Here is a 24,016-nt window from a genome sequence, read left to right as displayed (position 1 = left end):
GTAGAAACTTGACTTTTCCCTCACCCGGAACACCCGGCGGTTTTTTTGTCGTTATTGGTTTATTAACCCAATGGCCCAAACACGACCACAGGTACCGAACGGCCACCGCAGCGCTCAAGCCCCGCTTCCCAGCCACCGCAACGTCTCCAGCGCGACGGCCACGTTCACCGCGTTCTCCGCCAACGGCCGGGGCAGCAGCTCGTCCGCCCGCGCCAGCCGCCGCACGACGGTGTTCCGGTGGGTGTAGAGCCGTTCGGCGGTCCGTGTCGTGTTGCCCAGTTCGCGCACATAGGACCGGACGGTCTCCCGCGTTTCCTCGTCGGCGTGCCGGAGCTCGCCGAGGGTGTCGGCGACGAATTCGCCGGCCTGTGCCGGATCGCCGGTGAGCAGGGCGAGCAGCTGGATGTCCTGGTAGCGCGCGATCTGCTGCGGTGAGGTGAGCCGGGCGAGCATCCGCTGCGTGGCGGCGGCGTCCAGATGGCTGCGCCGGAAGCCGTCGATACCGCTGCCGGGCCGCCCCAGCGCCACCCGGACGTCGGGGTGCGGCGCGAGTTCTTCGGCGAGCCGGTCCGCTCGCGGCGGGGTCCGGCCGGGCAGCCAGACCCAGAGAGCGGCGGCGCTGGCGACGACGGTGAGCCGGTGCGAAGCGCCGCTGGCCCGCATGAGTGTCTCCGCAGCGGTTTCGAGCTGCTGGGACGACGGCGTGGCCGAGCCGCTCCAGACGATCGCGGCCGTATGGGGCCCGGCGAGCGGATAACCCAGCTGCGCTTCCGCCCGCGATCGGCTGATGGGCGCGCCTTCCAGCAGCAGGGTGACCGCGGCGCGTCGTTCGGCGTGGGCGCCGCGGGTCAGTTCGGTGCGTTCGGCGGCCATCCGCTCGGACACCGCCGCCACGGTGTCCTCGATGAACGTGGTGATCGACAGCGACGAGACGTCCAGCAGTTCACGGAGCAGGACGGGATCGGAGGTGAGATCGAAGCAGATCTCGATCCACCGCCGCCAGGCCACGCCTTGGGCCCGCCGGTAGGCGTCGAGGCCGCCGGAGTCGAAGCCCCGGCGCACCATGTCACGGGCGCCGTCGAGCACTTCCTGGTTCAGGTTGGCGGGGACCCGCCTGCCCGGATGCTGCACGTTGGCGGCCGCCCAGTGCAGGAGGTTCGCCAGGTTCGCGCGTTTGGTCCCCTCGGTGAGCACCGGGTCTTCGGCGACCGCGCGCATACTGTCCCCGCCGAGCGAGGCCTCGTGCAGCTCCTCGATCCATTCGGCGCGGGGATGCAGGACGATCTCCGCCCCGCGCCGGAAGAGATCCCGCGCCTCCGACGACAGGGTGGGCCATCGCGCTGCGGCACTTTGCACCATGGGTCCATGATGGTGATGCAGATAGCACTAGCGCAATCCCTCGGCGAACCCGCATCGTGGAGGGAACCGAGACGAGGCTGGAGTACCGCATGACGACGAGCACACCCGTCGAGCACCTCGACGTGGTCATCATCGGTGCCGGGATTTCCGGGATCGGGGCCGCGCGCTACCTGAAGACCGAGAACCCGGGCAAGAAGTTCGCCATCCTGGAGGCCCGCGGCGCGTCCGGCGGCACCTGGGACCTGTTCCGGTACCCCGGCATCCGCTCGGACTCCGACCTGCACACGTTCGGGTACGAGTTCAAGCCGTGGCGGGACAAGCAGTCCATCGCCGACGCGCCGCGGATCCTGTCGTACCTGCGTGAGACGGTCACCGAGAACGGCCTCGAACCCAGCATCCGGTACCACCACAAGGTGGTCTCGGCGGATTGGTCGAGTGACGAGGCCCGCTGGCTGCTCGAGATCGAACGGACCGACACCGGCGAGCGCATCCGGCTGAGCGCGGGCTGGCTGTTCAACGCCGGCGGCTACTACCGCTACGACGAGGGCTTCACCCCGGACTTCCCAGGCCGGGACCGCTTCCAGGGCACGATCGTGCATCCGCAGCACTGGCCGGAAGACCTCGATTACGACGGCAAGCGCGTCGTCGTGATCGGCAGCGGCGCCACCGCGGTCACCCTGATCCCGGCGATGGCCGGAACGGCGGCGCACGTCACGATGCTGCAGCGCACCCCGACCTACGTGATGCCGGTACCGCGCGAGGACAAGATCGCCAACGGCCTCCGCAAGATCCTCGGTGAGGAGCGGGCCTACGCGCTCACCCGCCGCAAGAACATCCGGAAGGGGCTCGCGGTCTGGCAGTTCTGCCAGAAGTTCCCCAAGCTCGCCCGCTCGCTCATCCGCTACGTCAACAAGAAGCAGCTTCCCGAGGGCTATCCGGTCGACGAGCACTTCAACCCGCCGTACGACCCGTGGGACCAGCGGTTGTGCGCGGTGCCCGGCGGTGACCTGTTCGCGGCCATCCGCAAGGGTGACGCCGACGTGGTCACCGACAAGATCGCCACGTTCACCGAAAAGGGGATCCTGCTGGAATCCGGCCGGGAGCTGGAGGCGGACGTCATCGTCACCGCCACCGGCCTGAACCTCCAGGTGTTCGGCGGTGCGTCGTTCAGTGTCGACGGCGAACCGGTCGTGCTCTCGGAAACCGTCGCCTACAAGGGAATGATGCTCTCGGGCGTGCCGAACCTGGCGTTCGCGATCGGCTACACGAACTCGTCGTGGACCCTCAAGATCGGCCTGCTGTGCGAGCATTTCTGCCGCCTGCTCGCGCATATGGACGCCCATGGCTACGACGTCTGCCGTCCCGTCCTCGCCGACCCGGACATGCCGACGCGGCCGTTCCTGGACTTCGCCGCGGGATACGTCCAGCGCGCCCTCGACCAGCTCCCGCGTCAGGGCGATCGCATGCCGTGGCTGACTTCGATGAGCTACCACTCCGACATCAAGCTGCTGCGCGCGGACGACATCACCGATCCCGAGCTGCACTTCTCCCGCGCCGAGGTCCGGGAATCGGTGAGCTCGTGACCGACCACTTCGCCGACCTTCCCGGTGGCCCGCGGATCTGCTACCGCCAGGACGGGCCCGCCGACGGCACGCCGCTGGTGCTCATCGCCGGTCTCGGGCTCGACCTCACGTCCTGGCCGCGGCGGATGATCGACGGGTTCACCGGCCAGGGCTTCCGCGTCATCCGGTTCGACAACCGGGACGCGGGTTGTTCGGATCGCATCAAGGCGCCGAATCCCGGCAAACTCCGGCAGCTGCTGGCCAAACCCCTTCCGGGTGCCTACGACCTGGGCGACATGGCCGCCGACACCGTCGGTCTGCTGGACCACCTGGGCGTCGAGAGCACACACCTGGTCGGGATGTCGATGGGCGGCATGATCGCGCAGACCGTCGCAGCCAGGAACCCCGGCCGTGTTCTGTCGCTGACGTCGATCTTCTCCACCACGGGGCACCGCAAGGTCGGGCAGCCGGCGCGGTCGACGTTGCTGCGCATGGCGAGGCGGCCCGCCCGGACGGTCGAGGAATCGGTGGTCGGGCACCTGTCGATGATGGGTCATCTCGGCTCGGCCACGTTCCCGCTGGACAAGGACGTCGAAACGGCCTGGGCCACCGGCCTGTGGGAACGAGCGGGCGGGCGGCGGGCCCGCAGCGGCATCGCCCGCCAGATCGGCGCGATCCAGGCCAGCGGCGACCGGACCGCCGAACTCGGCCGCATCACGTGCCCGACGATCGTCGTCCACGGCGACAGCGACCGGATGGTCCACCACAGCGGCGGGCGCGCGACCGCCGAGGCCGTGAACGGCGCCCATTACGTCGAAATCCCCGGGATGGGCCACCACATCGCCCCCGACCTCGTCGATCGGCTCGTCGAACTCACCACCGAACTGGCTTTGAACCCGGCAGGAGAATCCCGATGAACGCCGTTCGTGGCAAGGTCGCAGTCGTCACCGGCGCGGGCTCCGGAATCGGACGGCAGCTTGCGCTGGAACTGGCGAGGCGCGGTGCCCGGCTCGCGGTGTCCGATGTGGACGAAACCGGTCTCGCCGAGACGGTCGCCGAAGTCAAGGCCCTCGGCGCGGACGTACAAGGTGCCGCGCTCGACGTCAGCGACCGGCCGGCCGTCGAGGAGTACGCGGCCACGGTCGCCGGCCAATTCGGTGTGGTGCACCAGATCTACAACAACGCCGGAATCGCGGGCGGCGGTCAGACGATCCTCGAAACCGACTGGGAGAGCTACGACCGCACGCTGGCCGTAAATCTCTTCGGCGTCATCAACGGCACCAAGGCCTTTCTGCCGCATCTGATCGATTCCGGTGACGGACACGTCGTCAACGTCTCCAGCCTCAACGGTTTCATGGCCCAGCCGACGCTCACCGCCTACTGCGCCAGCAAGTTCGGTGTCCGCGGCTTCACCGAGGCGTTGCGCACCGAGATGATCCGTGACCGGCACCCCGTGCGGGTGACGGTGGTGCACCCGGGCGGGGTCAAGACCGGCATCGCCTCGTCGGCACTGAAGGAAGCCCAGGCCCGTGGTATCGAGCCCACCGCCGAGCAGCTGGAGCGGGTCCGGCTGTACAACGAAAAACTGCTCAAGATGCCGGCCGAACGGGCCGCGCGCATCATCGTCGACGGCGTCGAAGCCGGAAACCCGCGGGTCCTCGTCGGCAACGACGCCAAACTGGTCGACAGGCTCGTCCGGCTGCTCCCGAGGCTCTACCCGAAGCTGATCGTCGACTTCGAACGGCGGCGCTTCGCCCGCTCGTGATCAAGTCAGGGAGGCGTCGATGCCCTGGTGCCCGAACAAGCCGAGCAGCCAGGTGTAGCGGACGGCCTCCCTGGCCTGGCCGTAGGCGTCCTCGGTGGCGTTCCAGATGGCCTGGGTGATCAGCTCGATCGTCGCGGCGACGACCGCCCGCGCGGTGAACGGCGGCGGCGACGGCAGCGCGGGATCGGTGGCACGCAGCCATTTCGCCGTCCGGTCGAAGACGGCTTCCCCCGCGCGCAGGGTGGTTTCCCGCGCTTCGAGCCCGGCGTCGCCCAGCGCGTAGATCTCCAGCAGGACGGCGCGGACGGCCGTCGGACGGCGGTGCACGTAGTCGACGAGGAAGTCGCAGCAGGCGGTGACCGCTTCCACCGGGGTCGCGGCCTCGGTGGCCACGGCGACGCCCTGCGCGATGAACTCGGCGGTGGTCTGGCGGTAGGCGGCGAGGAACGCGTCCTGCTTGCCGGTGAACTGCTCGTAGAACGAGGTTCGCGACACGCCCGCGGTGGCGGTGATGTGGCCGATGGTGGTGGCGACGTAGCCGCGGGTCCCGGTGTTCTCCAGGACCGCGTCGATCAGCCGCGCGCGCTGAGTGCCCGCGACCTCGTCGCGGCTGAGGTGGTGCGGCCCCTTCGGCAGCTTGCGGCGGGCCGGAAGGGCGGCGGGGTCTCGCTCGGTCACCCGCAGCACGGTACCGGCCCGTGAAGGCCTCCTTCCCTACTTTGAGAGTAGGGAAGGAGGCCTTCACGGACATCCGTGCGCGCGATCAGCCGACCGGCACTTCCGGCGCGAGGGAGTTGCCGGGTGCGATCTTCCCGCAGCTGGACGGCGCGGTTTTGCCCGCGAACCGGTCGTTGAGCCAGCCGAGCGCCAGCGGCGCCCAGACGACGGCCGCCCCGACGTGGCTCAGCGTGTTGTACTGGTCGTACTTGATCGACTTGTTGCCGGTTTCGCAGTACTGCCGGGCGAGTGAGCGCACGTCGCCCGCGACCATCACGCCGTCGCCGGTCCCGATACCCGGCGGACTGCCGAAAGTGCCTTCCAGGACGCCGTTGTTGCCCTGCGCGATGAAAGCCGGGACGGTGGGCGTCGGCGCGGAACCGATGTTGACCTTGTTCACGGCCTCGACGTAGGGCAGCACGGTATTCGGGTTGGCGTATTCGGGTTTGACGAACTTTTCCCACGTCAGCCCGGGATAGCGGCCGAGCGCGTCGACGATCGACGCCTTCTCCATGTCCTTGAGCACCTGGAGGCCATAAGAGTTCGCGTACGGCTTGAGATCGATTTCGAAGGACCGCGCGATGCCGATGAGCGCCATCGGGATCACGCCGGTCCACGCGACACTTCCGTTGACGTACTTGAGATTGTGCGAGGGTTTGACGAGCACCCCGCCCTCGGTGAACCCGACGAGATTCTTGTTGACCTCGGGCGCGTAACCGGGCGCGAGTGCCGCCGCCCAACCGGTCGCGATGGCGCCTCCCGAATACCCGAGGAGACCGAAGCGCGTTTTGTCGTTCATTCCCGTTTCCGGGGCGCGGGTGGCGGCGCGGATGGAATCCAGCGTGTTGGTGCCGTATTCCGGCCCGGCCGCGAAGTTCGCGTCCTGTCCTTCGGTGTCGGGAATGACGACGTTGTAGCCCTGCAACAGGGAGGGTGCGATGAGCAGTGACTCCGCGTTCGCGATCAGGCCGCCGAGCGACACGTCACCGGCGATCGCCCGCGACGGACCGTGCTCGGGATTGAGCGAGTCGTAGAACGACTGGTACGAAACGGCTTTGGTGCTGTCTCCGGTGAGGCTGCGGAGCACCGAGGTGACGTTGGCGGACGGTTTCCCCAGCGCGTCGGTGGTCCGGTAGAGCAGCTGGGTCACCTTGAGCGGCGTCGAAATGCCGATGACGTGGTAATTCAGCGTCCGGGTCTTCAACACGGTTCCGGGGCTGTACGACGACAGCGGTTCGTTGCCGTCGTAGCGGTAGAACGCATCGGTTCCGGAAGCGGCGGTGGCGGCGGGCGCGGCGACGAAAGCGAGGACGAGAGCGATCGCGACGGCCAGCAGGCGTGCGGGCTTTTGGATCATGACTCCCCTTTGAATCATGAAGTGGATCACAGTGGGATGATCCGGAACCTACCAGCCGGTAACTCATGATGTACAGATGCGTACATGATTTATCGACGCAATTTTGACATTGATTCTCCGTGAGACGTTCCGGTTTGGACGGAGCCCGGCTCGGACAAGGTCCGGGTTGTGATCCAGCACAAAGCGGGCAAGGCGATCAGTGGCAGCAACGCCGTTTGAAGCGACGTGTGATCGGCGATCGTGCCGATGACGGGACTCGCGAGGCCGCCGACGCTGACCGTCAGGCCGAGGGTGACGCCGCTGGCGGTGCCGACCCGGGTGGGCAGGTAGTCCTGCGACAGCGTGATCTGCAGCGAGAAGGGGATGTACAGGCCCACCGCGGCCAGCGGGACGAACAGGAAGAAGCCGGGGCCGGGGACGAGCACGACCCCCGCGACCGCGACGATCGTGCCCAGATACGACCAGCGCACGAGGGCGACCCGCCCCCAGCGGTCCGCCAGTCCGCTGCCCAGCAGGGTGCCCACGGCCCCGCCGAGGAAAAGCAGGAACAGCGCGGCGCTGCCGGTCGTCGTCCCGCCGCCGGTCCGTTCCTGGGCGTAAAGCGAGACGAAAGTGCTCAGTCCGATGAAGACGATCGAGCGGAAGACGACGGCCAGCGACAGCTTCCCGAACGACTTCCAGTCGTCGGATCCCGCCACCTCGCTGTCACCGCGGCCGCCTGACGGCGAGGGCTTGGCGAGCGCGCGCAGGACGGGAAGGCAGAGCACGGCGCCGGCCAGGGCCGGGACGACGAGCAGGGGAGACGCCGGCAGCCCGCCGATCGCCATGACCACCGCGACGAGTACGGGGGCGGCCGCGAATCCGATGTTCCCGCCGAGAGAGAACCAGCCCATCGCGGTATGGCTGCCGCCGCTCGCGGTCCTCGCGGCCCTGGCCGCTTCGGGATGGTAGGCGGCCACGCCGATGCCGGACAGCGCCACGAAAACCAGCGTCAGCGGGTAGGAACCGACGAACCCGCCGAGTCCGATGCCGACCCCGCCGAGGATCGTGCTCGACGGCAGCAGCCACGGCATCGCCCATCGGTCGGTCAGCGCGCCGAACAAGGGTTGCGCCACCGAAGACAGCAGAGACGCGGCCAGCACGATGCCCGAAACAGCGGCGTATCCGTAGGCGCGCTCGGCGGCGAAGAACGGCACCAGCGCGGCCACCGAACCCTGGTACACGTCAACGCAGGCATGCCCGGCGGACAGGAAGATGATCGCTCTGTGTTTCGACATGCGGCCATGCTCGTCGCGGGCGACCGTGTCGCGCTTCCGATAAAATGACAAACGATGACGGAAATCCGCCACTTGCCCGCGGCGCCGACCCAGGTCCGGTCCTTGGCCTCCGGCACGACGGTCGACGCGCATCGCCACGAGGAGCACCAGGTCGTCTACGCCGCCCGCGGGGTACTGGCCGTCACCACCGACAGGGGCTCCTGGGTCGCTCCGGCCACAAGGGCCATCTGGATCCCGGCCGGAACCGTGCACGCCCATCAGGCGCACGGCGACCTCGAACTCCACCTCGTCGGCCTGCCGGCCACCGAGAACCCGTTGGGGCTGACCGAACCGGGCGTGCTGGCCGTCGGCCCGCTCCTGCGCGAGCTGATCCGCGCCTACACCGGCCCACCGCGCGCGGACACCCCGGAACGGCGACGGCTGCGCGCTGTCCTGCTCGACCAGCTTCGTGCCTCACCCCAGCGACCGCTGCACCTGCCGACGCCCGGCGATCCGCGGTTGCGTGCGCTGTGCGAGATCCTGAGCGCCGATCCGGCCGACAACCGGACGCTGGCCGTACTGGGCGCCCGGGTCGGGGCGAGCGATCGCACCCTCACCCGGCTCTTCAAGGCCGATCTCGGCATGACGTTCCCGCAATGGCGGACCCAGCTGCGGCTCTATCGCGCGCTGGTCCTCCTCGCCGAGAACACCCCGGTGACCGCGGTGGCGCATGCCTGCGGCTGGGCGTCCACCAGCGCGTTCATCGACGTCTTCCGCCGTGCCTTCGGGCATACGCCGGGTACGCACTACGACCGGTGAACGAAGAAAGGGCCGGTCCACAGTGGACCGGCCCCTTCTTCGTTCAGACTTTCTTACGCCTCGCTACGGCGACGACGCACCAGCAGCACCATCAGCACACCCGCGCCGAGGAGCGAGCCGCCGATGACCAGCGGCAGGGTCGCGGAAGCGCCGGTGTTCGCCAGCTCGTTGCCGCCGCCCGATTCGGCGCCACCGGGGGTGGTGGGGGCCGGGGTGTCGGTGGCGGGCGCGCCGCCCTGCTTCCAGCTCGCGGTGGCGTTCGCGACGACCGAGGTCTTCTCGGACTCCGCGACGATCAGCGACTGGGCGGGGACCTTGGCGTAGTTCTCGCCCACGAACAGACGGCCGGTGTCGAGGTGACCACTGACCTTCAGCGCGAACGAACCGGAGCCGTCCTTGGCGTCCTTGGGAACGTCGACGTAGACCTTGGTGCCGTCCTTGATGGCACCGGCCTTGATCTCCTTGCCGTCGGCGTCGGTGACCTTGACGCCCTCGGGCAGCTTGCTCGTCAGCTCGGTGATGTCACCGGTGGTGGCGACGCTGAACGGGCCGATCCGGGTGCCGGTCGCGCCCGAGGCCTTGGCCGGGCCGATGTCCAGGGTCGGCTTCGGCTGCTGCCCGATACCGGCGTTGTCCTTGCCGGTGAGGTAGTCGTAGAGGGCCAGCACGTCGGCCGACGATTTGGCGTCCGCGTCCATCAGCGGCTTCTCGCGGTCGAGGTCCTTGCCGTCGCTGAAGTGCCAGACGGCGGCCTGCGTCGCGGTGACGGCTTCGCCGGCGGACAGACCATCGTTGACCTTGACCGAGTTCTTGCCCAGGACGCCTTCGAGCGCTTTCAGGCCGACCACCGGGTAGCCGTGGTGCAGGACCCAGTTGATCTTCGCGTTGTTCTTGTTGAACGGCGAGGCGGCGTCCGGGTACTTGTTCCACGGGCGCTCGACCATGTCCTGGTCGGTGCGCATGCCGACCTCGACCTGGACGCAGTACATCTTGAGCTTGCTGCCGTCGGAAAGCTTGAGCTCGAACAACTGCGGGACGTAGTGCTTGGGGTCTCCGAAGTTGACGCTGTAGCCCCTCTGGCCGACACCGTCGATGACGCGGCCACGCGCCGCGCCGTCGTCGGCGAGGGCGGCCGGAGCGGCCATCGTCAGCGCGACGGCCGCGGAAGCCACCGCGATCCCGCCGCGAACCAGAACTGACCTGCCGTGCATGTGTCTCCCATCCGAACGCGGACCACGAATGCCAGTGCCGTGTGCGACCACAGGCCCCGACCGCAACGGCTCGCCCGAATAGGGGATGAGTAATCCCATCGAGCGAGAGCGGAGCATACAGAGGTCACACAAGTGGCTACTCCGGGGCATGGGCAATGTCCGAATTGCCCCGAAAGAAGGATGAACGCGACGGAAACGATCTGGGGCGAGTAGATGGCCGGCCTCTGTGCATGTCGCAAGGCCGGCGGGGGAAACAAACCGACAAGAAGCTCGCATCCGGAGGTACCACCGCTGCTCCGGTCGCTGTTGAATTGGACCAGACCATTCAACGGTGATTGGAGTCCACATGACGCGATGGCACCTTCGCCGGGGGTTGTCCCTGGTGGCAGGACTCGCCTTGGCCGGAGCACTCCTTCCGGCGGCGAGCAGTGCGGAACCCCAGGCAGCCGGGGGAATCCCACTCGGTGAACTGACCGCCACGGCGACCAAGGTCGCGTCCGGGCTGGTGAATCCGACCGCGATCACGGCGCTCAACGACGGGAGCGGCCGGATCCTCGTCGTGGAGAAGAGAGGCGTCGTCCGGGCCTACCATCCCAGGACCGGGCTCGCCGCCAAACCGGTCGTGGACATCAGCGACAAGGTGAACGGCGCGGACGTCGAACGCGGGCTGCTCGGGCTGGCCGTCGCCAAGGACAAACGGGTCTACGTCGCCTACACCCGCAAATCCGACAGCGCGGTGACGCTGGGACGGCTCCGGCTGGACACCGGCGAACTCACCGAATTGCTGACGCAACCGCATTCGGAATTCCCCAACCACAACGGCGGTCAGCTGGCGTTCGGCCCCGACGGGTACCTGTACTGGGGGATCGGCGACGGCGGCGGCGCGGCCGATCCGCTGGCCGGCGGGCAGCGGCTGGACACACTGCTCGGCAAGATCCTGCGCATCGACGTCAACCGCGCGTGCCGTCCGCTGCGGTACTGCGTCCCGGCGGGCAACCCGTTCGTCGGGGTGGCCGGTGCGCGGCCGGAGATCTGGTCGTACGGGCTGCGGAATCCGTGGCGGTTCTCCTTCGATCCGGCAGACGGCTCGCTGTGGATCGGTGACGTCGGCCAGGGCCGGTTCGAGGAGGTCGACCACATCGCAGCGGGCAAGGGCGGCGTGAATTTCGGCTGGTCCTGCAAGGAAGGTCCGGTCGTGTTCGACCAGGAGCGGTGCGAGGACGGCGTGAGTTACACCGATCCGGTCTTCCACTACGTCTCCGGCGCCGAAGGCTGCGCGGTGATCGGCGGGTACGTCTATCGCGGCAGGAAACACGCTTCGCTGGCAGGCGGGACCTACCTCGCCACCGACTTCTGCCAGGGCACCGCCTGGGCCGTGCGCAAGAAGGCCGACGGTAGCCACGAAAGCGCCCGGATCGGCGAGTTCCCGCTCGACGCCACCACGTTCGGCACCGACCAGAACGGCGAGCTGTACCTGGCCGACGAGCAACCCGGTGGGCTGCACCGGATCTCGTTCGCCCGCAAGGGGTGAACCCGGTCCTCGGCCGCGTCCGCCCGGCGCGGCCGAGGGCCCGGCCGGCGTTTCATCAAGTTTTCATCATCCCTCCATAGCGTGATGCCGTCTGGTGTATTCAGCGATGGAGGCGACGTGGAGCACACATTCCCACCCGAAGGCGCGCAGTGGCCGCCGCAGGGCTGGGTCCCCCAACCGGCCCCGGCGCCGCCCGCCGGGAAATCCCGGCGGTGGCTCCTGTTCGGCGGCATCGCCGGACTCGTGGTCGTGCTCGTCGCCGGATTGACGACCTGGCTGCTGTGGCCTTCGAAAGCGGGCCGCGAGCCCTTCGAGCAGGCGCTCGCGGGACTCGCTTCGGCGCCGGCGGTCCGCAACAGCACCTCCGCGGTCGGCGGGATGATCAAGACCGACGTCAAGACGACGGCGTTCGGCGAGACGTCCGGCACGATCTCCTTCCAGGGCCGGAACATCGAGATCCTCGTCGTCGGCGGCAAGGTCTATTTCAAGGCGCCCGACGGCATGCTGCCCGGCTCGCAAGCGGACTCTTCGGCCGCCGAAGACCTCAAGGATCGCTGGATCACCGGTGAGGAAGCGTTGTTCGGCCCGGTGCTGCAGCAGTTCGAAGCGCCGGAGAAACTCGCCGCCCGGTTGCGCGAGGCGCTGGAGCGGGCGGAGGAGATCGACGGCGACCAGAACGAGTCGGTCCGGGACGTTCCGGCGATCAAGGCGAGCACGCCCGCTGGAGACCTCTACGTCTCGAAGGAGGCACCACATCGTCTGCTCCGGTACTCGGTGAAGGTGCCCGGCGGGATGCCGTCCGTACCGAGGCTGCCGACGATGCCAGGGCCGGAGTCGCGACCTGAGCTCCCCTCGGGCGCGGGCATGGGCGAGTCCGATGTGGACGCTCTGTCGCCGCAGGAGACCGACGCCGTCTACGAAGATCTGGTGTCGAACACCAAGAAGCTCTCCGGCGCGGTCGACACCGGTGTGCGGTTCGACATGGACGGCGCCGCCACGGTCGCCTGCGGCACCTCGGGATGCACGGTGACCGCCAACGTGTCGAACTCCGCGTCGGCGAACAGCGGCGGGAAGGTCACCGGCCAGGTCAACGCCACCATGACCGCGAACGTGACCATCGAGGGCCGCGGCGCGGGAAGCTGCCGGAACACCGCGACCCTGCCGCTGAACGCCTCCGGGTCGATCAGTTGTGTCAACGGCGGCGCCGGCGGTGTCTTCGCCTCCGTCGAAGCGGAGAAGAAGGCGGACGCCGAGGCACGATCACGGGACTCCGGCGGCGTGCCGGTCCAGTATCAGATCCAGAGCATCGCGGCGGTTTCCGTGCTGGCCGAAGCGATCGGCGAGGTCGAGATCACCCGGCTCGTCGACGAACTGGGGCGGAGGCGGGCCGAGATCGGCGGCCGGTGATCGCCGCCCTGTCCTCGGCCGGAAGACAGAACAGCGCCGGGCGAACGGCTTCGATGCCGCGCGCCCGGCGCTTTCGCGTCCCGTTATTGCTTTCGGGTCAGTCCGTGCCGAATTCGATGGCCGCGTGGTCGAGCAGCTCGTCGTCGCCCGAAGCCTTGCCGCGCGAGGCGATCGCCTGGGCGCCGCCCGCGTCCATCGCCCCGATCAGGCCGGTCGACGCCGCCTGCGCGGCGCCGATCAGCGTCGGGTGCGCGCCCCCGACCATGCCGAGTTCGGCGTACTGCTCGAGCTTGGCGCGCGAGTCGGCGATGTCGAGGTTGCGCATGGTGAGCTGGCCGATCCGGTCCACCGGGCCGAACGCCGAATCCTCGGTGCGCTCCATCGACAGCTTGTCCGGGTGGTAGCTGAAGAACGGGCCGGTGGTGTCGAGGATCGAGTAGTCCTCGCCGCGCCGCAGCCGCAGGGTGACCTCGCCGGTGACGGCCGCGCCGACCCAGCGCTGCAGCGACTCGCGCAGCATCATCGCCTGCGGGTCCAGCCAGCGGCCCTCGTACATGAGCCTGCCGAGTCGCCGTCCCTCGTTGTGGTAGCTGGCGAGGGTGTCCTCGTTGTGGATCGCGTTGACGAGCCGCTCGTACGCCGCGTGCAGCAGCGCCATCCCCGGCGCCTCGTAGATGCCGCGGCTCTTGGCCTCGATGATCCGGTTCTCGATCTGGTCGGACATGCCGAGACCGTGCCGCCCGCCGATGGCGTTGGCCTCCAGGACCAGATCGACCGCGGTGGCGAACTCCTTGCCGTTGATCGTCACCGGGCGGCCCTGCTCGAAGCCGATCGTGACGTCCTCCGGCGCGATCTCGACCTCAGGGTCCCAGAACCGGACGCCCATGATCGGGTTCACGATCTCGATGCCGGTGTCGAGGTGCTCCAGCGACTTGGCCTCGTGGGTGGCGCCCCAGATGTTCGCGTCGGTGGAGTAGGCCTTCTCGGTGCTGTCCCGGTACGGCAGCCCGTGTGCCTGCAGCCACTCGGACATCTCCTTGCGGCCGCCGAGCTCGCTGACGAACGCGGCGTCCAGCCAGGGTTTGTAGATCCGCAGGGACGGGTTCGCGAGCAGGCCGTAGCGGTAGAACCGCTCGATGTCGTTGCCCTTGAAGGTGGAGCCGTCGCCCCAGATCTGGACGTCGTCCTCGAGCATCGCGCGCACCAGCAGGGTGCCGGTGACCGCGCGGCCGAGCGGGGTGGTGTTGAAGTAGGTGCGACCGCCGTTGCGGATGTGGAAGGCGCCGCAGGCCAGCGCCGCGAGCCCTTCCTCGACCAGTGCGGCCTTGCAGTCGACGGCACGCGCGATTTCGGCGCCGTAGGCCTTCGCCCGGCCGGGGACCGAGGCGATGTCGGGCTCGTCGTACTGGCCGATGTCAGCGGTGTAGGTGCACGGCACTGCACCCTTCTCGCGCATCCACGCGACCGCTACCGAGGTGTCGAGGCCGCCGGAGAAGGCGATCCCGACGCGTTCGCCGACAGGCAGAGAGGTGAGTACCTTGGACATGATGGAAGTATATGCATAGGTGTGTATGACCATGCAAGCCGGGGTGAGCAGGGCAACTCGGGTGGGTGGCGGCTGACCGGCGTGGGTCCCCGTCGGTCGACTGAAGGGCTGGCTCGTCGACCCGCGTCGTCGCGAGCCCGCCGCCGGTGCGCGGTGGCAAGCGGGCAGGCGTCCGGCCGCCGACGCTGCGAAAGTAGCGCCGCCCTGGGTTCGCATGAAGTACATGAAGGCCCCCTTCCTTGCGTAGGACGTCAGCGGGGCTTCAACGTCCACAAGGGGCCAGGCTGGACGACTAAGTGTCCGATTGATGTCGCTATGCGCGGTTCTTCCGGGGGGTCGTGAGTGGCAATGAGGGTTAGAACCCTCTTTGCCACTCACGACCTTCTCGCGAAACCGTGCAAGTCGAACAAGTCGGGCACATTTGTCTCGCGAAGTGTCTCTTGTGGACGGTCGAGGGTCGGGTGTGGCCCCTTTGCGTGAGCACGCTCCCGCCGGGGCCATCGCGACGGGTTCCGCCACCCAAAAAGGGGTGCCGCCGGATGGTTGCGTGTCCGATTGATGTCGCTATGTACGGTTCGACGTGGGGTCGTGAGTGCTAATGAGGGTTAGAACCCTCATTGCCACTCACGACCCCCTCGTGAAATCGCGCAAATCACCCAAAACGGGCATCGGTTTCTCGAAAGTGTCCCTTGTGGACAGCCAAGAGCCGGGCATGGACCCGGCCGGCAGTTATGCGACTTCGCCGGACCCCTGACCTCGAGCGCAAGGAAGGGAGCCTTCAGGTACTGGGGAAGTTCGGGGAGGCTGGTCCCCCTGCACGAGCCGGGAACGCGCACCGCAGGCCGTGCCCGTGTCCGTTTCGTGACCTGTCCGAGGGCGCGCCCGCTTCGAATACTCCACGAGACCTTCTGCGAATTAGCTGTTTTCCTTGTATTTCAAGAAAAACCAGTCCGCGACCGAGTCGGCCGCGAATACCTCATATGAAGACTTCGCGAGCGAGCCAGGATCGACGCCTCCCGCTGTCCGGGGCGGCGGCGCTCGGCGTCGTGGCCCTCGCCGCGGCGCTGGCGGCCGGGCATCTGGTCGCCGGCTTCGTCAACGCCAACGCCTCGCCGTATCTGGCGGTCGGCAACGGGGCGATCGACCTGACGCCGGTCGAGCTGAAGGACTTCGCGGTCCGCACGTTCGGCGTCTACGACAAACTCGTGCTGCTCGGCGGTATGGCCGTGGTGATGGTGCTCGCTGCCGCGGCGGCGGGGGTCGCCTCGCGGCGGTCGCCCGTTCCGGGGCTCGTGCTGATCGCCGCGTTCGGGCTGCTGGGCGGATTCGCCGTCTCTCAGCGGCCCGACCTTTCCGCGGTCGCGCTGCTGGCGCCGCTGGCCAGCCTGATCGCCGGAGTGGCCGTGTTCTTCTGGCTGCACCGCCTGGCCATGGCGAGGGTGCTCGCGGCAGAAGAGACGCCGGATGGCGAAGTCTCCCCGTCACGCCGGTCGGTGCTGCTGGCCGGGGCCGGTGCCGTCGTCGCCGCGGGTGCGGCGGGGGCTGGAGGACAGCTCCTCGCCGGAAGCCGTGACGCCGAGTCCTCGCGGGCGGCCGTCGGGCGGCTCGTGCCGGTCCGTGCGGCGCCGTCGATCCCGGCCGACGCGGACTTCGCCAAACTGGGCACGCCGACGTTCCTCACCTCGAACCGCGACTTCTATCGCGTGGACACCGCCCTGTCCGTGCCGCAGGTCCGGACCGAGGACTGGAGTCTCCGTCTGCACGGCATGGTGGCCAACGAAACGCGGTACAGCTATTCCGACATCCGGGACCGGCCGCTGATCGAACGCACGATCACCATGACGTGCGTGTCCAACGAAGTCGGCGGTTCCTACGTGTCCACGGCGAACTTCATCGGCATCGATCTCGGGGATCTGTTGCGGGAGGCCGAAATCCTCCCGGGTGCCGAACAGATCTTCTCCACCAGTGTCGACGGCTGGACCTCCGGCAGTCCGGTCGCCGCCGCGCTCGATCCGGAGCGGGGAGCGATGCTGGCGATCGGGATGAACGGGGAACCGCTGCCGGTCGAACACGGTTTTCCCGCCCGCCTGGTCATCCCCGGTCTTTACGGCTACGTCTCGGCGACGAAATGGGTCAAAGACCTCGAGATCACCACCTGGAAAGCGCGCCGGGCCTACTGGCTCGACCGCGGCTGGGGCGAACAGGCCCCGATCAAAACGCAGTCCAGGATCGACAGTCCGAAAGGATTCGAAACGGTATCCGCCGGCAAGGTCCGTATTTCGGGTGTGGCGTGGGCGCAGCACACCGGCATCGACCGGGTCGAAGTCCGCGTCGGCTCCGGAAACTGGCAGCCCGCAACACTTTCCCGTGAAGTGGGCCGCAACACCTGGCGGATGTGGTGGACCGAATTCGATCTCCCGGCCGGCAGCCATCAGGCCATCGTCCGCGCGACCGACAAATCCGGCTACACCCAGACCGACGCCCGCGCCGGAACGGTTCCGGACGGGGCGACGGGCTGGCACACCATCACTTTCACCACCCGGTGATCGGGGTCACTCGAAAGAGTGGCAATCCGATCTCGTGACAGATCCGAATACCCGGCAAGAACCCGAAAAAACAAATGGAGTGATTTTCCGTGAGCAAGCTTCGCGTCGCAGGAATCGGTTTCACCGCGGTCACCGCGCTGGCCCTGGCCGCCTGCAGCAGCAACGACAGCGCTTCGTCCGGCAGCTCCAGCAGTGCCCCCGCGCCCGCCCCGTCCTCTTCGATGTCGGCCCCGATGTCCAGCGCCGCTTCCGGTGACGGGGTCACCACCAACGCCGACGTGTTCGGCCCGGCCTGTTCGAAGCTGCCGCAGGGCAACGAGCCCGGCTCGCTGGACTCGATGGGCCCGCAGCCCGTCGCCAGTGCCGCCTCGACCAACCCGCTGCTGACCAAGCTGGTCGCCGCGGTCAAGGCCACCAACCTGGTCGACACCCTCAACAGCCAGCAGGCCATCACCGTGTTCGCCCCCGCCGACCCGGCCTTCGCCGCACTGGGTGACGCGAAGTTCGCCGAGCTCGCCGGCAAGCCGGACCAGCTGGCCCCGATCCTGCAGTACCACGTCGTCGGCAAGCGTTACGACGCCAAGGGCCTGGAGTCCGCCAAGTCGGTGGACAGCCTGAACACCGCGGGCGGCCCGGTCAAGATCGAAGGCTCCGGCGAGAACATGACCGTCAACGGCGCGAAGATCCTGTGCGGCAACATCCCGACCAAGAACGCCACCGTCTTCGTCATCGACAAGGTGCTCACCCCCGGCACCAACAAGAACTGACCCCTCCCCCCCCCACTGATCGCGGTGGCCACGCCCTCGGGCGCGGCCACCGCGATCTTCGTGGCAAGGGGTCAGGGAGTCAGCGCGGCGGCGTCCACATCGGTCACGACGATCCGCAGGCTCGCGTTCTCCCACGGGGTTCCGGCCAGTACAGCGCGCAGGACGGCGCCCGCGGTCTCCGTCAGCGGCGGGATCGGCACGCTCAGTGCGACAACGCGGATCTCGACGACGTTCTCGGAGATGTCGACGGCCATCACGTCGATGTCCCACGGCAGGTTCGCCGCGACGGCGGTGGTGGACGGCGTCGCCGCACGCAGTCCCGGTACGTCGCGGAGCGCGCTCAGCAGCGACGCGGTCAGTTCGGCACGTGCGGTCACAACAGTCCTCCACGGATTTCGATGTCCAGAACGGTCACCGAGACGGCGGAGGGGATGAGCCCCGTCGCCTCGGTCACGGCGCGGCTGACCGCGCGCTGTACCGCCTGCGCGGTCGCGGCGGTCTGGTCGAGCCCGGTGACCGAGAGGTCGATCTCCACCCGCACGTCCGGCGGATCGTGTTCGACGAACGCGCGGACCCCTTCGGTCGGTGCCGGGTCGAGTCCCTTGATCCGCTGCCGTGCGATCCGGGTCAGCGAACCGGCCAGTCCGCGTAGCCCGGGTTCCAGGCGGGCCACCCCGGGGACCTTCGCCGCGGCGTGCGCGGCGACCGCCGCGATCACCGGCGGGGTGATCACCGTTTCGGCCAGCTGTCCCGCCGGGGCCGTCGGCTGTTCACGCGTCATAGATGTCCTCCACCACCAGATCCAGCCGGGTCAGCCGGATGCCGACGCGGGCGCCCGCGGCCGCGGTGACCCGGTCCCGGACGACCTCCAGCGAGTCGCCGTGGAAATCGTGAGCGATCGCGAGGCTCAATTCCACGTCCACCCCCGGCGCGTCCGAGGGGTCTTCGGCCGATCGCCGGACCCGGCAGTGCCGGGCACGGACGCCGTCGACGGTGTCCGCGGCGAACCGCAGCACCGCTGCCACGGCCTGATCGCTCACCTGGACCTCGCCCGGTTCGGGGCTGGCCAGCGGCACCAGGTCCCGGCGCCGTACCTCGGCGCGGACCGCGGACATGATCCGGCCGACGAGATCGGGCGACGGCTCGGCGTCGTCGTCGGCGAGTTCGTGGGTCAGCCCGCGCAGCACCCGGAGACTTTCGCGGGTGGCCCGGCAATGCGGGCAGTCGAGTTCGTGCGCGTCCGCCCGTCCGGCGTCGACCTCGTCGAGCCGTTCCCAGACCTGTTCCACATCACGGCCGCACGGCAGAAGGTAGTCCTGAGTCGCGTGGTTCATCGCCATGGCGCCATCACCTCCGCCAACTGTGCTCGTGCTCGTGCGATGCGTCCGCGCACCGCGGTGGTGGTCGCCCCGATCGCCTTCGCGATCTCCTCGTAGGAGCGGCCGTGGACCTCCCGCAACAACCAACAGGCCCGTTGCTCGGCGGTCAGCTGGTCCAGTGCCCCGGTCAGGGCCGCCATCTGCGCGCTCGTTTCCGCGGCGCGGTCCGGCCGCCCGGCGGAACCGGCGGACTCCTGCTGGTCGAGTTCGACGTCGGCCACCGGTTTCCTGGCGCGGATGACGTTCAGGCACCGGTTGGTCGTCATCCGGTAGAGCCAGCCGACGAACGCCGCGTTCTCCTGCAGCTGGTCGAGCCGTCTCCAAGCGACGAGGAACACCTCCTGGACGACGTCCTCGGCGTCCCCCTTGTTCCCGAGCATCCGCAGCGCCAGCCGGTACATGTTCCCTTGGAACCGCAGGACGAGCTGCTCGTACGCGCGGATCTCGCCGTCGCGGGCCCGCGCGACCAGCGTCGCGTCGTCCAGCACCGTCTCACCGGCGGCGGGTGCGGTCACGTCCTCTTTCGCCGACGTCGTCATCCAGCACACCTGTGCAGTGCTGCCATGCCGAAGCTCCCTTCACGCCACCCACGTCCGGTGACACCCGTAAGACACGGCTTCCCCGGAAACGTCACGCGGGAAACCCGGATGTCCCGGTGACCAGCCGAACACGGCGGAGGAGATCGCGCACCCGGAAGTCAGGTGATGGCGCGGCGGCGGAACGCCCATAGGCCGACGGGGGTGAACACGAGCAGCGCGACGACCAGCGCGGCCCCGCAGAGCCAACCGGGCAGATGGGGGACCTGCGGGGTCAGCGCGCCACGCAGGCCCTCGCTGACGTAGGTCATCGGATTGACCGCGCACAGCGCCCGGAACCAGGGGACCGCGGCGAGCCCGGGGAACGGGAACTGGGCGGAACCGGTGAACAGCAACGGGGGCATCACCAGGGAGAAGGTGATCCCGATCCGGGCAGGGTGCACGAGTGAGCCGATCGTCACCCCGGCCGCGCCGCCCGCGAGCGAGCCGAGCACCGTGAAGCCGAACGCCGCCGGGAGGCCGGGCGCGTGCCAGGAGAGGTCGCCGAGGACGAGAGCGCCGACCGGGACCATCAGGACGGCGGTGATCAGCCCGCGCGCCGCCGCCGCGAAGATCCGCTCGATCACGATCCAGGCGAGCGGAACGGGTGCCCGCAGCCGGTTTTCGATGGTGCGGGTCGCGAATTCCATGGCCAGCGGGAAGGACGCGTTCTGCGCGGCGGCGAAGAACGCGTTCAGCGCGACGAGTCCGGGCAGCAGCAGCCGCGCGTAGCCCGGCGGGGTGTAGCCGAGGGCGCCGAGGACCTTCCCGAAGACCAGCAGCATCAGCAAGGGCTGCATGAGGACCTGCGCCAGGACACCGGCGAGCTGTCTCCGCGTGACGAGCTGGTCGCGTTCCAGCAGGCCCCAGAAGACCCGCCACGATGACGGGCTCGCGGTCGTCGCCATAAACCAAGCTTACGCTTTCCAAATGATTGGAAAGTACGAGTGCCCGGTTCGGAATGTTAAGTGATAGCGTGGCAGTGTGAGTGAAGCTTCTCAGGCCGCCGAGTCCGTGCGCTGGGCGGTGTCGCGGCTGTCGTCCCGGCTGAGGGCCGAGCAGCCCGGTGAGGGCCGCGGGCTGACCAGGCTCGCCACGTCGGTGCTGGCGAATCTGCGGCACAGCGGACCGCTGACGGTCACCGCGCTGGCGGCCATCGAGGGTCTCCAGCCACAGTCGCTGACCCGCGTGCTGAACGCCCTCGAAGCCGACGGACACGTGGCGCGGCGGCCCGACGAGCACGATCGCCGGGCCCAGCGGATCGCGATCACCGACGCCGGTCACGCCGCGTTGCGCGCCCACGTGCGCGACGGCAACCGCTGGCTGGCCCGCGCCTTGGAAGAGACGCTGACCCCTGCCGAACGGGAGATCGTGCGGGTGGCGGCGGGGCTCCTGCTCCAGGTCGCCGAGCACGGCGACGAGGGCACCCCGGGCCTGGGGGCCGCGCCGCCGTTGTGAGTCAGCTCTGCCTGGCGAGCGCGGGATAGTCGTCGAGGACGATGTCGGTGGCGAACTTGTCGGTCAGCCACAGCATCCCGCGCAGGAGGGACCGGCGGCGGAACATCTGGTTGCGCAGACTGATCCGCAGGTTCGTCGGTGGCGCGAGGAACTGGCCGGCGGAGGCGCCGCGGGCGATCTTGGCGTAATCGTGGAGCTTCTCTTCGTAGCGGCGGAAGGCCACCTCGTGATTCCCGTTCGCCGCGGCGAGTTCACCCGCCAGGACATATGCGCCCACGACGGCGAGCCCGGTGCCGAAGCCGCCCAAAGTGTTGCCGTAGGCCGAATCCCCGACGAGCGCGACCCGGCCGGAGGAGTAGCCGTCCATCGTGACCCGGCTGAGCGAATCCAGGTAGACCTCGTCCGACCGCTTCACCGCCTCCATCAGTTCGGGCAGCCGCCAGCCGCCGCCCTCGAACGCGGCGACGAGAATCTCCTTCTGCTGAGCCAGGTCGTAGCGGTCGTAGGTGAGTTCGGGGGAGGCGAACACGAAGAACGCGGAAGCCTTGGGCCCGCCCGTGGCCGCCATGCGGCCGGGTTCGTTGTACATCAGGGAAACGCCACCGGCACCGCGGAAGTCGTCCTGCTCGCCGGTTTCGACCAGGGCGTAGTAGTGGCCGAGGTAGCGCACATGGTCCGCCTCGGGGCCGAACGCCAGTCGCCGCACGGCCGAGTGGATGCCGTCCGCGCCGAAGACGAGATCGAACCGCCTCGGGTCACCGTGTTCGAAGGTGACGTCGACCCCGCCGGAGGTCTCGGTGAGCGAGGTGACCGAGTCGCCGAAGACGTATTCGCAGTCCTGAGCCGTCCGTTCGTAAAGGAGCTCGGCCAGATCACCGCGCCGGATCTCGACGTCGCCACCGGTGAACTCGCCGGGCATGACGGCGAGCGGTCGTTCCTCGGCGTCGATGATGGTCTGATCGTGACCGCCGGTCTGGCGGCGGTAGACCTCGTCGAGGATCCCCATCCGGTCCAGCACCGTGCGATGCGTGGCGCCCTTGAAGTCGACCGCCTGGCCGCCGGTGCGCAGTGCCGCCGACCGTTCCACGACGGTGACCGCGTAGCCCTGGCGGGCAAGCCAGAAGGCGAGTGAGGGCCCGGCGACGCTCGCGCCGGAAATGAGGACTGTCTTGTTCGTCATGACCGGGAGCTTCGCGGCACTCGTTGACGAAGCGCTGACGATCCGCTGACCGCCGTCCGTCAGCTCCAGCCAGGCAGGGGGAGGGTGAGCTGTCCTGGATCGTCCGGCGGTGCCGTCTCGTACCGAGGCGGGGTCGCCGACAGCCCGATCGGGTTACGGGTCAGCCGCACCGGCGTGCCGTCGGGCCGGGGGAGATCGACCGTCGGGTTCAGGCCGAGCCGCTCCGCGAGAGCGAACGCGCCCGCCACGTCGTTGACCTCCCCGGCGGGCACCCCGGCCGCGCTCAGCTCCGCCGCCCACCCGGCGGCCGTGCGGCGGCTCAGCTGCTTCTCCAGCAGCGTGCGGAGTTCGGCGCGGTGCTCGACGCGGGCCGGATTGGTCGCGAACCTGGCCTGCCCCGCCAGCTCCGGCAGGCCGATGACCTCGCACAGCGCGGCGAACTGGCGGTCGTTGCCGACGGCGAGGGCGATCTCGTGATCGGCGCAGGGGAGGAGCTCGTACGGTGCGATGCTCGGATGCCGGTTGCCCATCCGCGCCGGGACCGCGCCACCCGAGGTGTACGCGCTGCCCTGGTTGACCAGCGCGGCGAGCAGGCTCGACAGCAGGTCGATCTCGACACGCTGTCCCTCGCCGGTCCGGTCGCGGTGGCGGAGGGCGGCGAGGATCCCGACACTCGCGAACAGCCCGGCCAGCACGTCGACCAGGGCGACGCCGACCTTCTGCGGTTCGCCGTCCGGGTCGCCGGTGATGCTCATCAGCCCGCCGACGGCCTGGATCAGCAGGTCGTATCCGGGCAGTGCGGCACCGCCGCCGGAACCGAATCCCGTGATGGAGCAATAGACCAGCCCGGGGTTGGCGGCGCGGAGCGTGTCCGGTCCGAGACCGAGCCGGTCCATCACGCCGGGCCGGAAGTTCTCGACCACGACGTCGGCCTCCAGCGCCAGCGCCCGCGCCTTGGCGAGATCGTCCGGGTCGCCGAGGTCCAGCGCCACACTCGTCTTGTTGCGGTTCACCGACTGGAAGTAGGTCGCCTGGCCCGCCGCGTCGTAGGGCGGCCCCCAGCTGCGGGTGTCATCGCCGGTACCCGGCCGCTCGACCTTGACCACCTTCGCGCCGAAATCGGCGAGGAGCATGGTGGCGAACGGGCCGGCCAGCACCCGGGAGAAATCGAGGACGCGCAGCGGGCCGAGTGCGGTGGCGGGCATGGGCCGATCCTAAAGGCCCTCGACGATGCGGAAGTCGCGCTCGACACCGTCGGACAGGGCGGCCAGCGCCTGCTGGTAGGCCTCACTCGCGTGAGCCGCGACGGCCTGTTCGAAGCTGTCGAACTCGATCAGGACGACGCGCTCGGCGACGCCGTCGTCGTGGGGGACGACTCGCCCGGCGCGGGCGAGCAGCCGTCCGCCTCCGGCCTGGACGGCCGGACCGGCCAGCTTGTTGTAGGCAGCCAGCTTCTCGGGGTCGGAAATGGTGCGGTAGGCGCTGACCCAGTAGCCCTTGGCCACGAAAACCTCCAATGTCCGGAAAGTGCGTGTCCGGCAAATGCGCGTCTGACGCCGGATTCACTACTGCGAGCGAGCG

General features: G+C 68.8%; 23 protein-coding genes. 9 read left to right on the top strand and 14 right to left on the bottom strand.

Annotated features, from left to right (window positions below; genetic code table 11):
• Window positions 1-114: 114 nt before the first annotated feature.
• Window positions 115-1,359 (bottom strand): PucR family transcriptional regulator, encoded by a 1,245-nt coding sequence (locus ACZ5ZX_RS37285; protein WP_465506689.1) that lies wholly within the window; start codon window positions 1,357-1,359, stop codon window positions 115-117.
• A gap of 89 nt (window positions 1,360-1,448) precedes the next feature.
• Here ACZ5ZX_RS37285 and ACZ5ZX_RS37280 point away from each other — a divergent pair, with 89 nt between their 5' ends.
• The 3 genes from ACZ5ZX_RS37280 to ACZ5ZX_RS37270 are packed head-to-tail and all read left to right on the top strand — an operon-like array spanning window position 1,449 to window position 4,686.
• Complete coding sequence (locus ACZ5ZX_RS37280; RefSeq protein ID WP_465506688.1) at window positions 1,449-2,942, top strand: flavin-containing monooxygenase; 1,494 nt, start codon at window positions 1,449-1,451, stop codon at window positions 2,940-2,942.
• Window positions 2,939-3,838 (top strand): alpha/beta fold hydrolase, encoded by a 900-nt coding sequence (locus tag ACZ5ZX_RS37275; RefSeq protein WP_465506687.1) that lies wholly within the window; start codon window positions 2,939-2,941, stop codon window positions 3,836-3,838. Before ACZ5ZX_RS37280 ends, ACZ5ZX_RS37275 begins: the two co-directional genes overlap by 4 nt.
• Window positions 3,835-4,686, top strand: a complete 852-nt coding sequence (locus tag ACZ5ZX_RS37270; protein WP_465506686.1) for an SDR family NAD(P)-dependent oxidoreductase — start codon at window positions 3,835-3,837, stop codon at window positions 4,684-4,686. Before ACZ5ZX_RS37275 ends, ACZ5ZX_RS37270 begins: the two co-directional genes overlap by 4 nt.
• Here the strand turns inward: ACZ5ZX_RS37270 and ACZ5ZX_RS37265 are convergent, their stop codons facing one another.
• The 3 genes from ACZ5ZX_RS37265 to ACZ5ZX_RS37255 form a co-directional block, all read right to left on the bottom strand.
• Entirely contained in the window at window positions 4,687-5,364 is a 678-nt protein-coding gene (locus ACZ5ZX_RS37265) for a TetR/AcrR family transcriptional regulator (protein ID WP_465506685.1), read from the bottom strand.
• Window positions 5,365-5,449: 85 nt separating this feature from the next.
• Window positions 5,450-6,760 (bottom strand): lipase family protein, encoded by a 1,311-nt coding sequence (locus ACZ5ZX_RS37260; RefSeq protein ID WP_465506684.1) that lies wholly within the window; start codon window positions 6,758-6,760, stop codon window positions 5,450-5,452.
• A gap of 89 nt (window positions 6,761-6,849) precedes the next feature.
• Window positions 6,850-8,037: an MFS transporter gene (locus tag ACZ5ZX_RS37255; RefSeq protein WP_465506683.1), complete on the bottom strand. Its 1,188-nt coding sequence runs from the start codon at window positions 8,035-8,037 to the stop codon at window positions 6,850-6,852.
• Window positions 8,038-8,091: 54 nt separating this feature from the next.
• Here ACZ5ZX_RS37255 and ACZ5ZX_RS37250 point away from each other — a divergent pair, with 54 nt between their 5' ends.
• Window positions 8,092-8,835, top strand: a complete 744-nt coding sequence (locus tag ACZ5ZX_RS37250) for an AraC family transcriptional regulator (RefSeq protein ID WP_465506682.1) — start codon at window positions 8,092-8,094, stop codon at window positions 8,833-8,835.
• Between the two features lie 53 nt (window positions 8,836-8,888).
• Here ACZ5ZX_RS37250 and ACZ5ZX_RS37245 read toward each other — a convergent pair whose 3' ends face one another.
• Window positions 8,889-10,046, bottom strand: a complete 1,158-nt coding sequence (locus tag ACZ5ZX_RS37245; RefSeq protein WP_465506681.1) for a thioester domain-containing protein — start codon at window positions 10,044-10,046, stop codon at window positions 8,889-8,891.
• Window positions 10,047-10,392: 346 nt separating this feature from the next.
• Between ACZ5ZX_RS37245 and ACZ5ZX_RS37240 the strand changes: the two genes are divergently transcribed.
• Window positions 10,393-11,577 carry a PQQ-dependent sugar dehydrogenase gene (locus tag ACZ5ZX_RS37240; RefSeq protein ID WP_465506680.1) on the top strand — a complete coding sequence of 395 codons (1,185 nt, stop codon included), beginning with the start codon at window positions 10,393-10,395 and terminating at the stop codon, window positions 11,575-11,577.
• A gap of 117 nt (window positions 11,578-11,694) precedes the next feature.
• Window positions 11,695-12,984 (top strand): SON protein, encoded by a 1,290-nt coding sequence (locus ACZ5ZX_RS37235; RefSeq protein ID WP_465506679.1) that lies wholly within the window; start codon window positions 11,695-11,697, stop codon window positions 12,982-12,984.
• A 97-nt stretch (window positions 12,985-13,081) separates the two neighbouring features.
• Here the strand turns inward: ACZ5ZX_RS37235 and argG are convergent, their stop codons facing one another.
• Window positions 13,082-14,530 (bottom strand): argininosuccinate synthase, encoded by a 1,449-nt coding sequence (gene argG / locus ACZ5ZX_RS37230; protein WP_465506678.1) that lies wholly within the window; start codon window positions 14,528-14,530, stop codon window positions 13,082-13,084.
• Window positions 14,531-15,510: 980 nt separating this feature from the next.
• On the opposite strand from argG, the gene ACZ5ZX_RS37225 reads away from it, so the two are divergent.
• Together ACZ5ZX_RS37225 and ACZ5ZX_RS37220 are read left to right on the top strand one after the other, a co-directional pair.
• Window positions 15,511-17,076 carry a molybdopterin-dependent oxidoreductase gene (locus tag ACZ5ZX_RS37225; protein ID WP_465506677.1) on the top strand — a complete coding sequence of 522 codons (1,566 nt, stop codon included), beginning with the start codon at window positions 15,511-15,513 and terminating at the stop codon, window positions 17,074-17,076.
• Window positions 17,077-17,165: 89 nt separating this feature from the next.
• Window positions 17,166-17,843 (top strand): fasciclin domain-containing protein, encoded by a 678-nt coding sequence (locus ACZ5ZX_RS37220; protein WP_465506676.1) that lies wholly within the window; start codon window positions 17,166-17,168, stop codon window positions 17,841-17,843.
• A gap of 71 nt (window positions 17,844-17,914) precedes the next feature.
• Here ACZ5ZX_RS37220 and ACZ5ZX_RS37215 read toward each other — a convergent pair whose 3' ends face one another.
• The 5 genes from ACZ5ZX_RS37215 to ACZ5ZX_RS37195 form a co-directional block, all read right to left on the bottom strand.
• Window positions 17,915-18,220 (bottom strand): hypothetical protein, encoded by a 306-nt coding sequence (locus tag ACZ5ZX_RS37215; RefSeq protein WP_465506675.1) that lies wholly within the window; start codon window positions 18,218-18,220, stop codon window positions 17,915-17,917.
• Window positions 18,217-18,624, bottom strand: a complete 408-nt coding sequence (locus tag ACZ5ZX_RS37210; protein ID WP_465506674.1) for an Asp23/Gls24 family envelope stress response protein — start codon at window positions 18,622-18,624, stop codon at window positions 18,217-18,219. Before ACZ5ZX_RS37210 ends, ACZ5ZX_RS37215 begins: the two co-directional genes overlap by 4 nt.
• On the bottom strand, window positions 18,614-19,183 hold the full coding sequence (locus ACZ5ZX_RS37205; RefSeq protein WP_465506673.1) for an Asp23/Gls24 family envelope stress response protein: 570 nt from the start codon (window positions 19,181-19,183) through the stop codon (window positions 18,614-18,616). The genes ACZ5ZX_RS37210 and ACZ5ZX_RS37205 overlap by 11 nt, the downstream gene beginning before the upstream one ends.
• Window positions 19,174-19,761, bottom strand: coding sequence for an RNA polymerase sigma factor (locus ACZ5ZX_RS37200; protein ID WP_465506672.1), 588 nt, complete (start codon window positions 19,759-19,761; stop codon window positions 19,174-19,176). Before ACZ5ZX_RS37200 ends, ACZ5ZX_RS37205 begins: the two co-directional genes overlap by 10 nt.
• Window positions 19,762-19,919: 158 nt before the next feature.
• Window positions 19,920-20,705, bottom strand: coding sequence for an ABC transporter permease (locus tag ACZ5ZX_RS37195; protein WP_465506671.1), 786 nt, complete (start codon window positions 20,703-20,705; stop codon window positions 19,920-19,922).
• 76 nt (window positions 20,706-20,781) lie between these two features.
• On the opposite strand from ACZ5ZX_RS37195, the gene ACZ5ZX_RS37190 reads away from it, so the two are divergent.
• A complete protein-coding gene (locus tag ACZ5ZX_RS37190) occupies window positions 20,782-21,255 on the top strand; it encodes a MarR family winged helix-turn-helix transcriptional regulator (protein WP_465506670.1) in 474 nt (157 codons plus the stop codon).
• Window position 21,256: 1 nt separating this feature from the next.
• Here the strand turns inward: ACZ5ZX_RS37190 and ACZ5ZX_RS37185 are convergent, their stop codons facing one another.
• The 3 genes from ACZ5ZX_RS37185 to ACZ5ZX_RS37175 are packed head-to-tail and all read right to left on the bottom strand — an operon-like array spanning window position 21,257 to window position 23,940.
• Window positions 21,257-22,435: an FAD-dependent monooxygenase gene (locus ACZ5ZX_RS37185; protein ID WP_465506669.1), complete on the bottom strand. Its 1,179-nt coding sequence runs from the start codon at window positions 22,433-22,435 to the stop codon at window positions 21,257-21,259.
• A 59-nt stretch (window positions 22,436-22,494) separates the two neighbouring features.
• Window positions 22,495-23,640, bottom strand: a complete 1,146-nt coding sequence (locus tag ACZ5ZX_RS37180) for a CaiB/BaiF CoA transferase family protein (protein WP_465506668.1) — start codon at window positions 23,638-23,640, stop codon at window positions 22,495-22,497.
• Window positions 23,641-23,649: 9 nt separating this feature from the next.
• On the bottom strand, window positions 23,650-23,940 hold the full coding sequence (locus ACZ5ZX_RS37175) for a DUF1330 domain-containing protein (RefSeq protein WP_465506740.1): 291 nt from the start codon (window positions 23,938-23,940) through the stop codon (window positions 23,650-23,652).
• Between the last annotated feature and the right edge of the window lie 76 nt (window positions 23,941-24,016).

The organism is Amycolatopsis sp. NPDC033938 (assembly GCF_055575975.1).
This window is presented reverse-complemented; position numbering and strand designations above follow the sequence as displayed.

What these genes read in the sequence shown, in the direction of transcription:
- ACZ5ZX_RS37285 (WP_465506689.1), bottom strand. Translation starts at nt 1,359, where the DNA reads ATGGTGCAAAGTGCCGCAGCGCGATGGCCCACCCTGTCGTCGGAGGCG.
- ACZ5ZX_RS37280 (WP_465506688.1), top strand. Translation starts at nt 1,449, where the DNA reads ATGACGACGAGCACACCCGTCGAGCACCTCGACGTGGTCATCATCGGT.
- ACZ5ZX_RS37270 (WP_465506686.1), top strand. Translation starts at nt 3,835, where the DNA reads ATGAACGCCGTTCGTGGCAAGGTCGCAGTCGTCACCGGCGCGGGCTCC.
- ACZ5ZX_RS37260 (WP_465506684.1), bottom strand. Translation starts at nt 6,760, where the DNA reads ATGATCCAAAAGCCCGCACGCCTGCTGGCCGTCGCGATCGCTCTCGTC.
- ACZ5ZX_RS37255 (WP_465506683.1), bottom strand. Translation starts at nt 8,037, where the DNA reads ATGTCGAAACACAGAGCGATCATCTTCCTGTCCGCCGGGCATGCCTGC.
- ACZ5ZX_RS37250 (WP_465506682.1), top strand. Translation starts at nt 8,092, where the DNA reads ATGACGGAAATCCGCCACTTGCCCGCGGCGCCGACCCAGGTCCGGTCC.
- ACZ5ZX_RS37245 (WP_465506681.1), bottom strand. Translation starts at nt 10,046, where the DNA reads ATGCACGGCAGGTCAGTTCTGGTTCGCGGCGGGATCGCGGTGGCTTCC.
- ACZ5ZX_RS37240 (WP_465506680.1), top strand. Translation starts at nt 10,393, where the DNA reads ATGACGCGATGGCACCTTCGCCGGGGGTTGTCCCTGGTGGCAGGACTC.
- argG (WP_465506678.1), bottom strand. Translation starts at nt 14,530, where the DNA reads ATGTCCAAGGTACTCACCTCTCTGCCTGTCGGCGAACGCGTCGGGATC.
- ACZ5ZX_RS37225 (WP_465506677.1), top strand. Translation starts at nt 15,511, where the DNA reads ATGAAGACTTCGCGAGCGAGCCAGGATCGACGCCTCCCGCTGTCCGGG.
- ACZ5ZX_RS37210 (WP_465506674.1), bottom strand. Translation starts at nt 18,624, where the DNA reads ATGACGCGTGAACAGCCGACGGCCCCGGCGGGACAGCTGGCCGAAACG.
- ACZ5ZX_RS37205 (WP_465506673.1), bottom strand. Translation starts at nt 19,183, where the DNA reads ATGGCGATGAACCACGCGACTCAGGACTACCTTCTGCCGTGCGGCCGT.
- ACZ5ZX_RS37200 (WP_465506672.1), bottom strand. Translation starts at nt 19,761, where the DNA reads ATGACGACGTCGGCGAAAGAGGACGTGACCGCACCCGCCGCCGGTGAG.
- ACZ5ZX_RS37195 (WP_465506671.1), bottom strand. Translation starts at nt 20,705, where the DNA reads ATGGCGACGACCGCGAGCCCGTCATCGTGGCGGGTCTTCTGGGGCCTG.
- ACZ5ZX_RS37185 (WP_465506669.1), bottom strand. Translation starts at nt 22,435, where the DNA reads ATGACGAACAAGACAGTCCTCATTTCCGGCGCGAGCGTCGCCGGGCCC.
- ACZ5ZX_RS37180 (WP_465506668.1), bottom strand. Translation starts at nt 23,640, where the DNA reads ATGCCCGCCACCGCACTCGGCCCGCTGCGCGTCCTCGATTTCTCCCGG.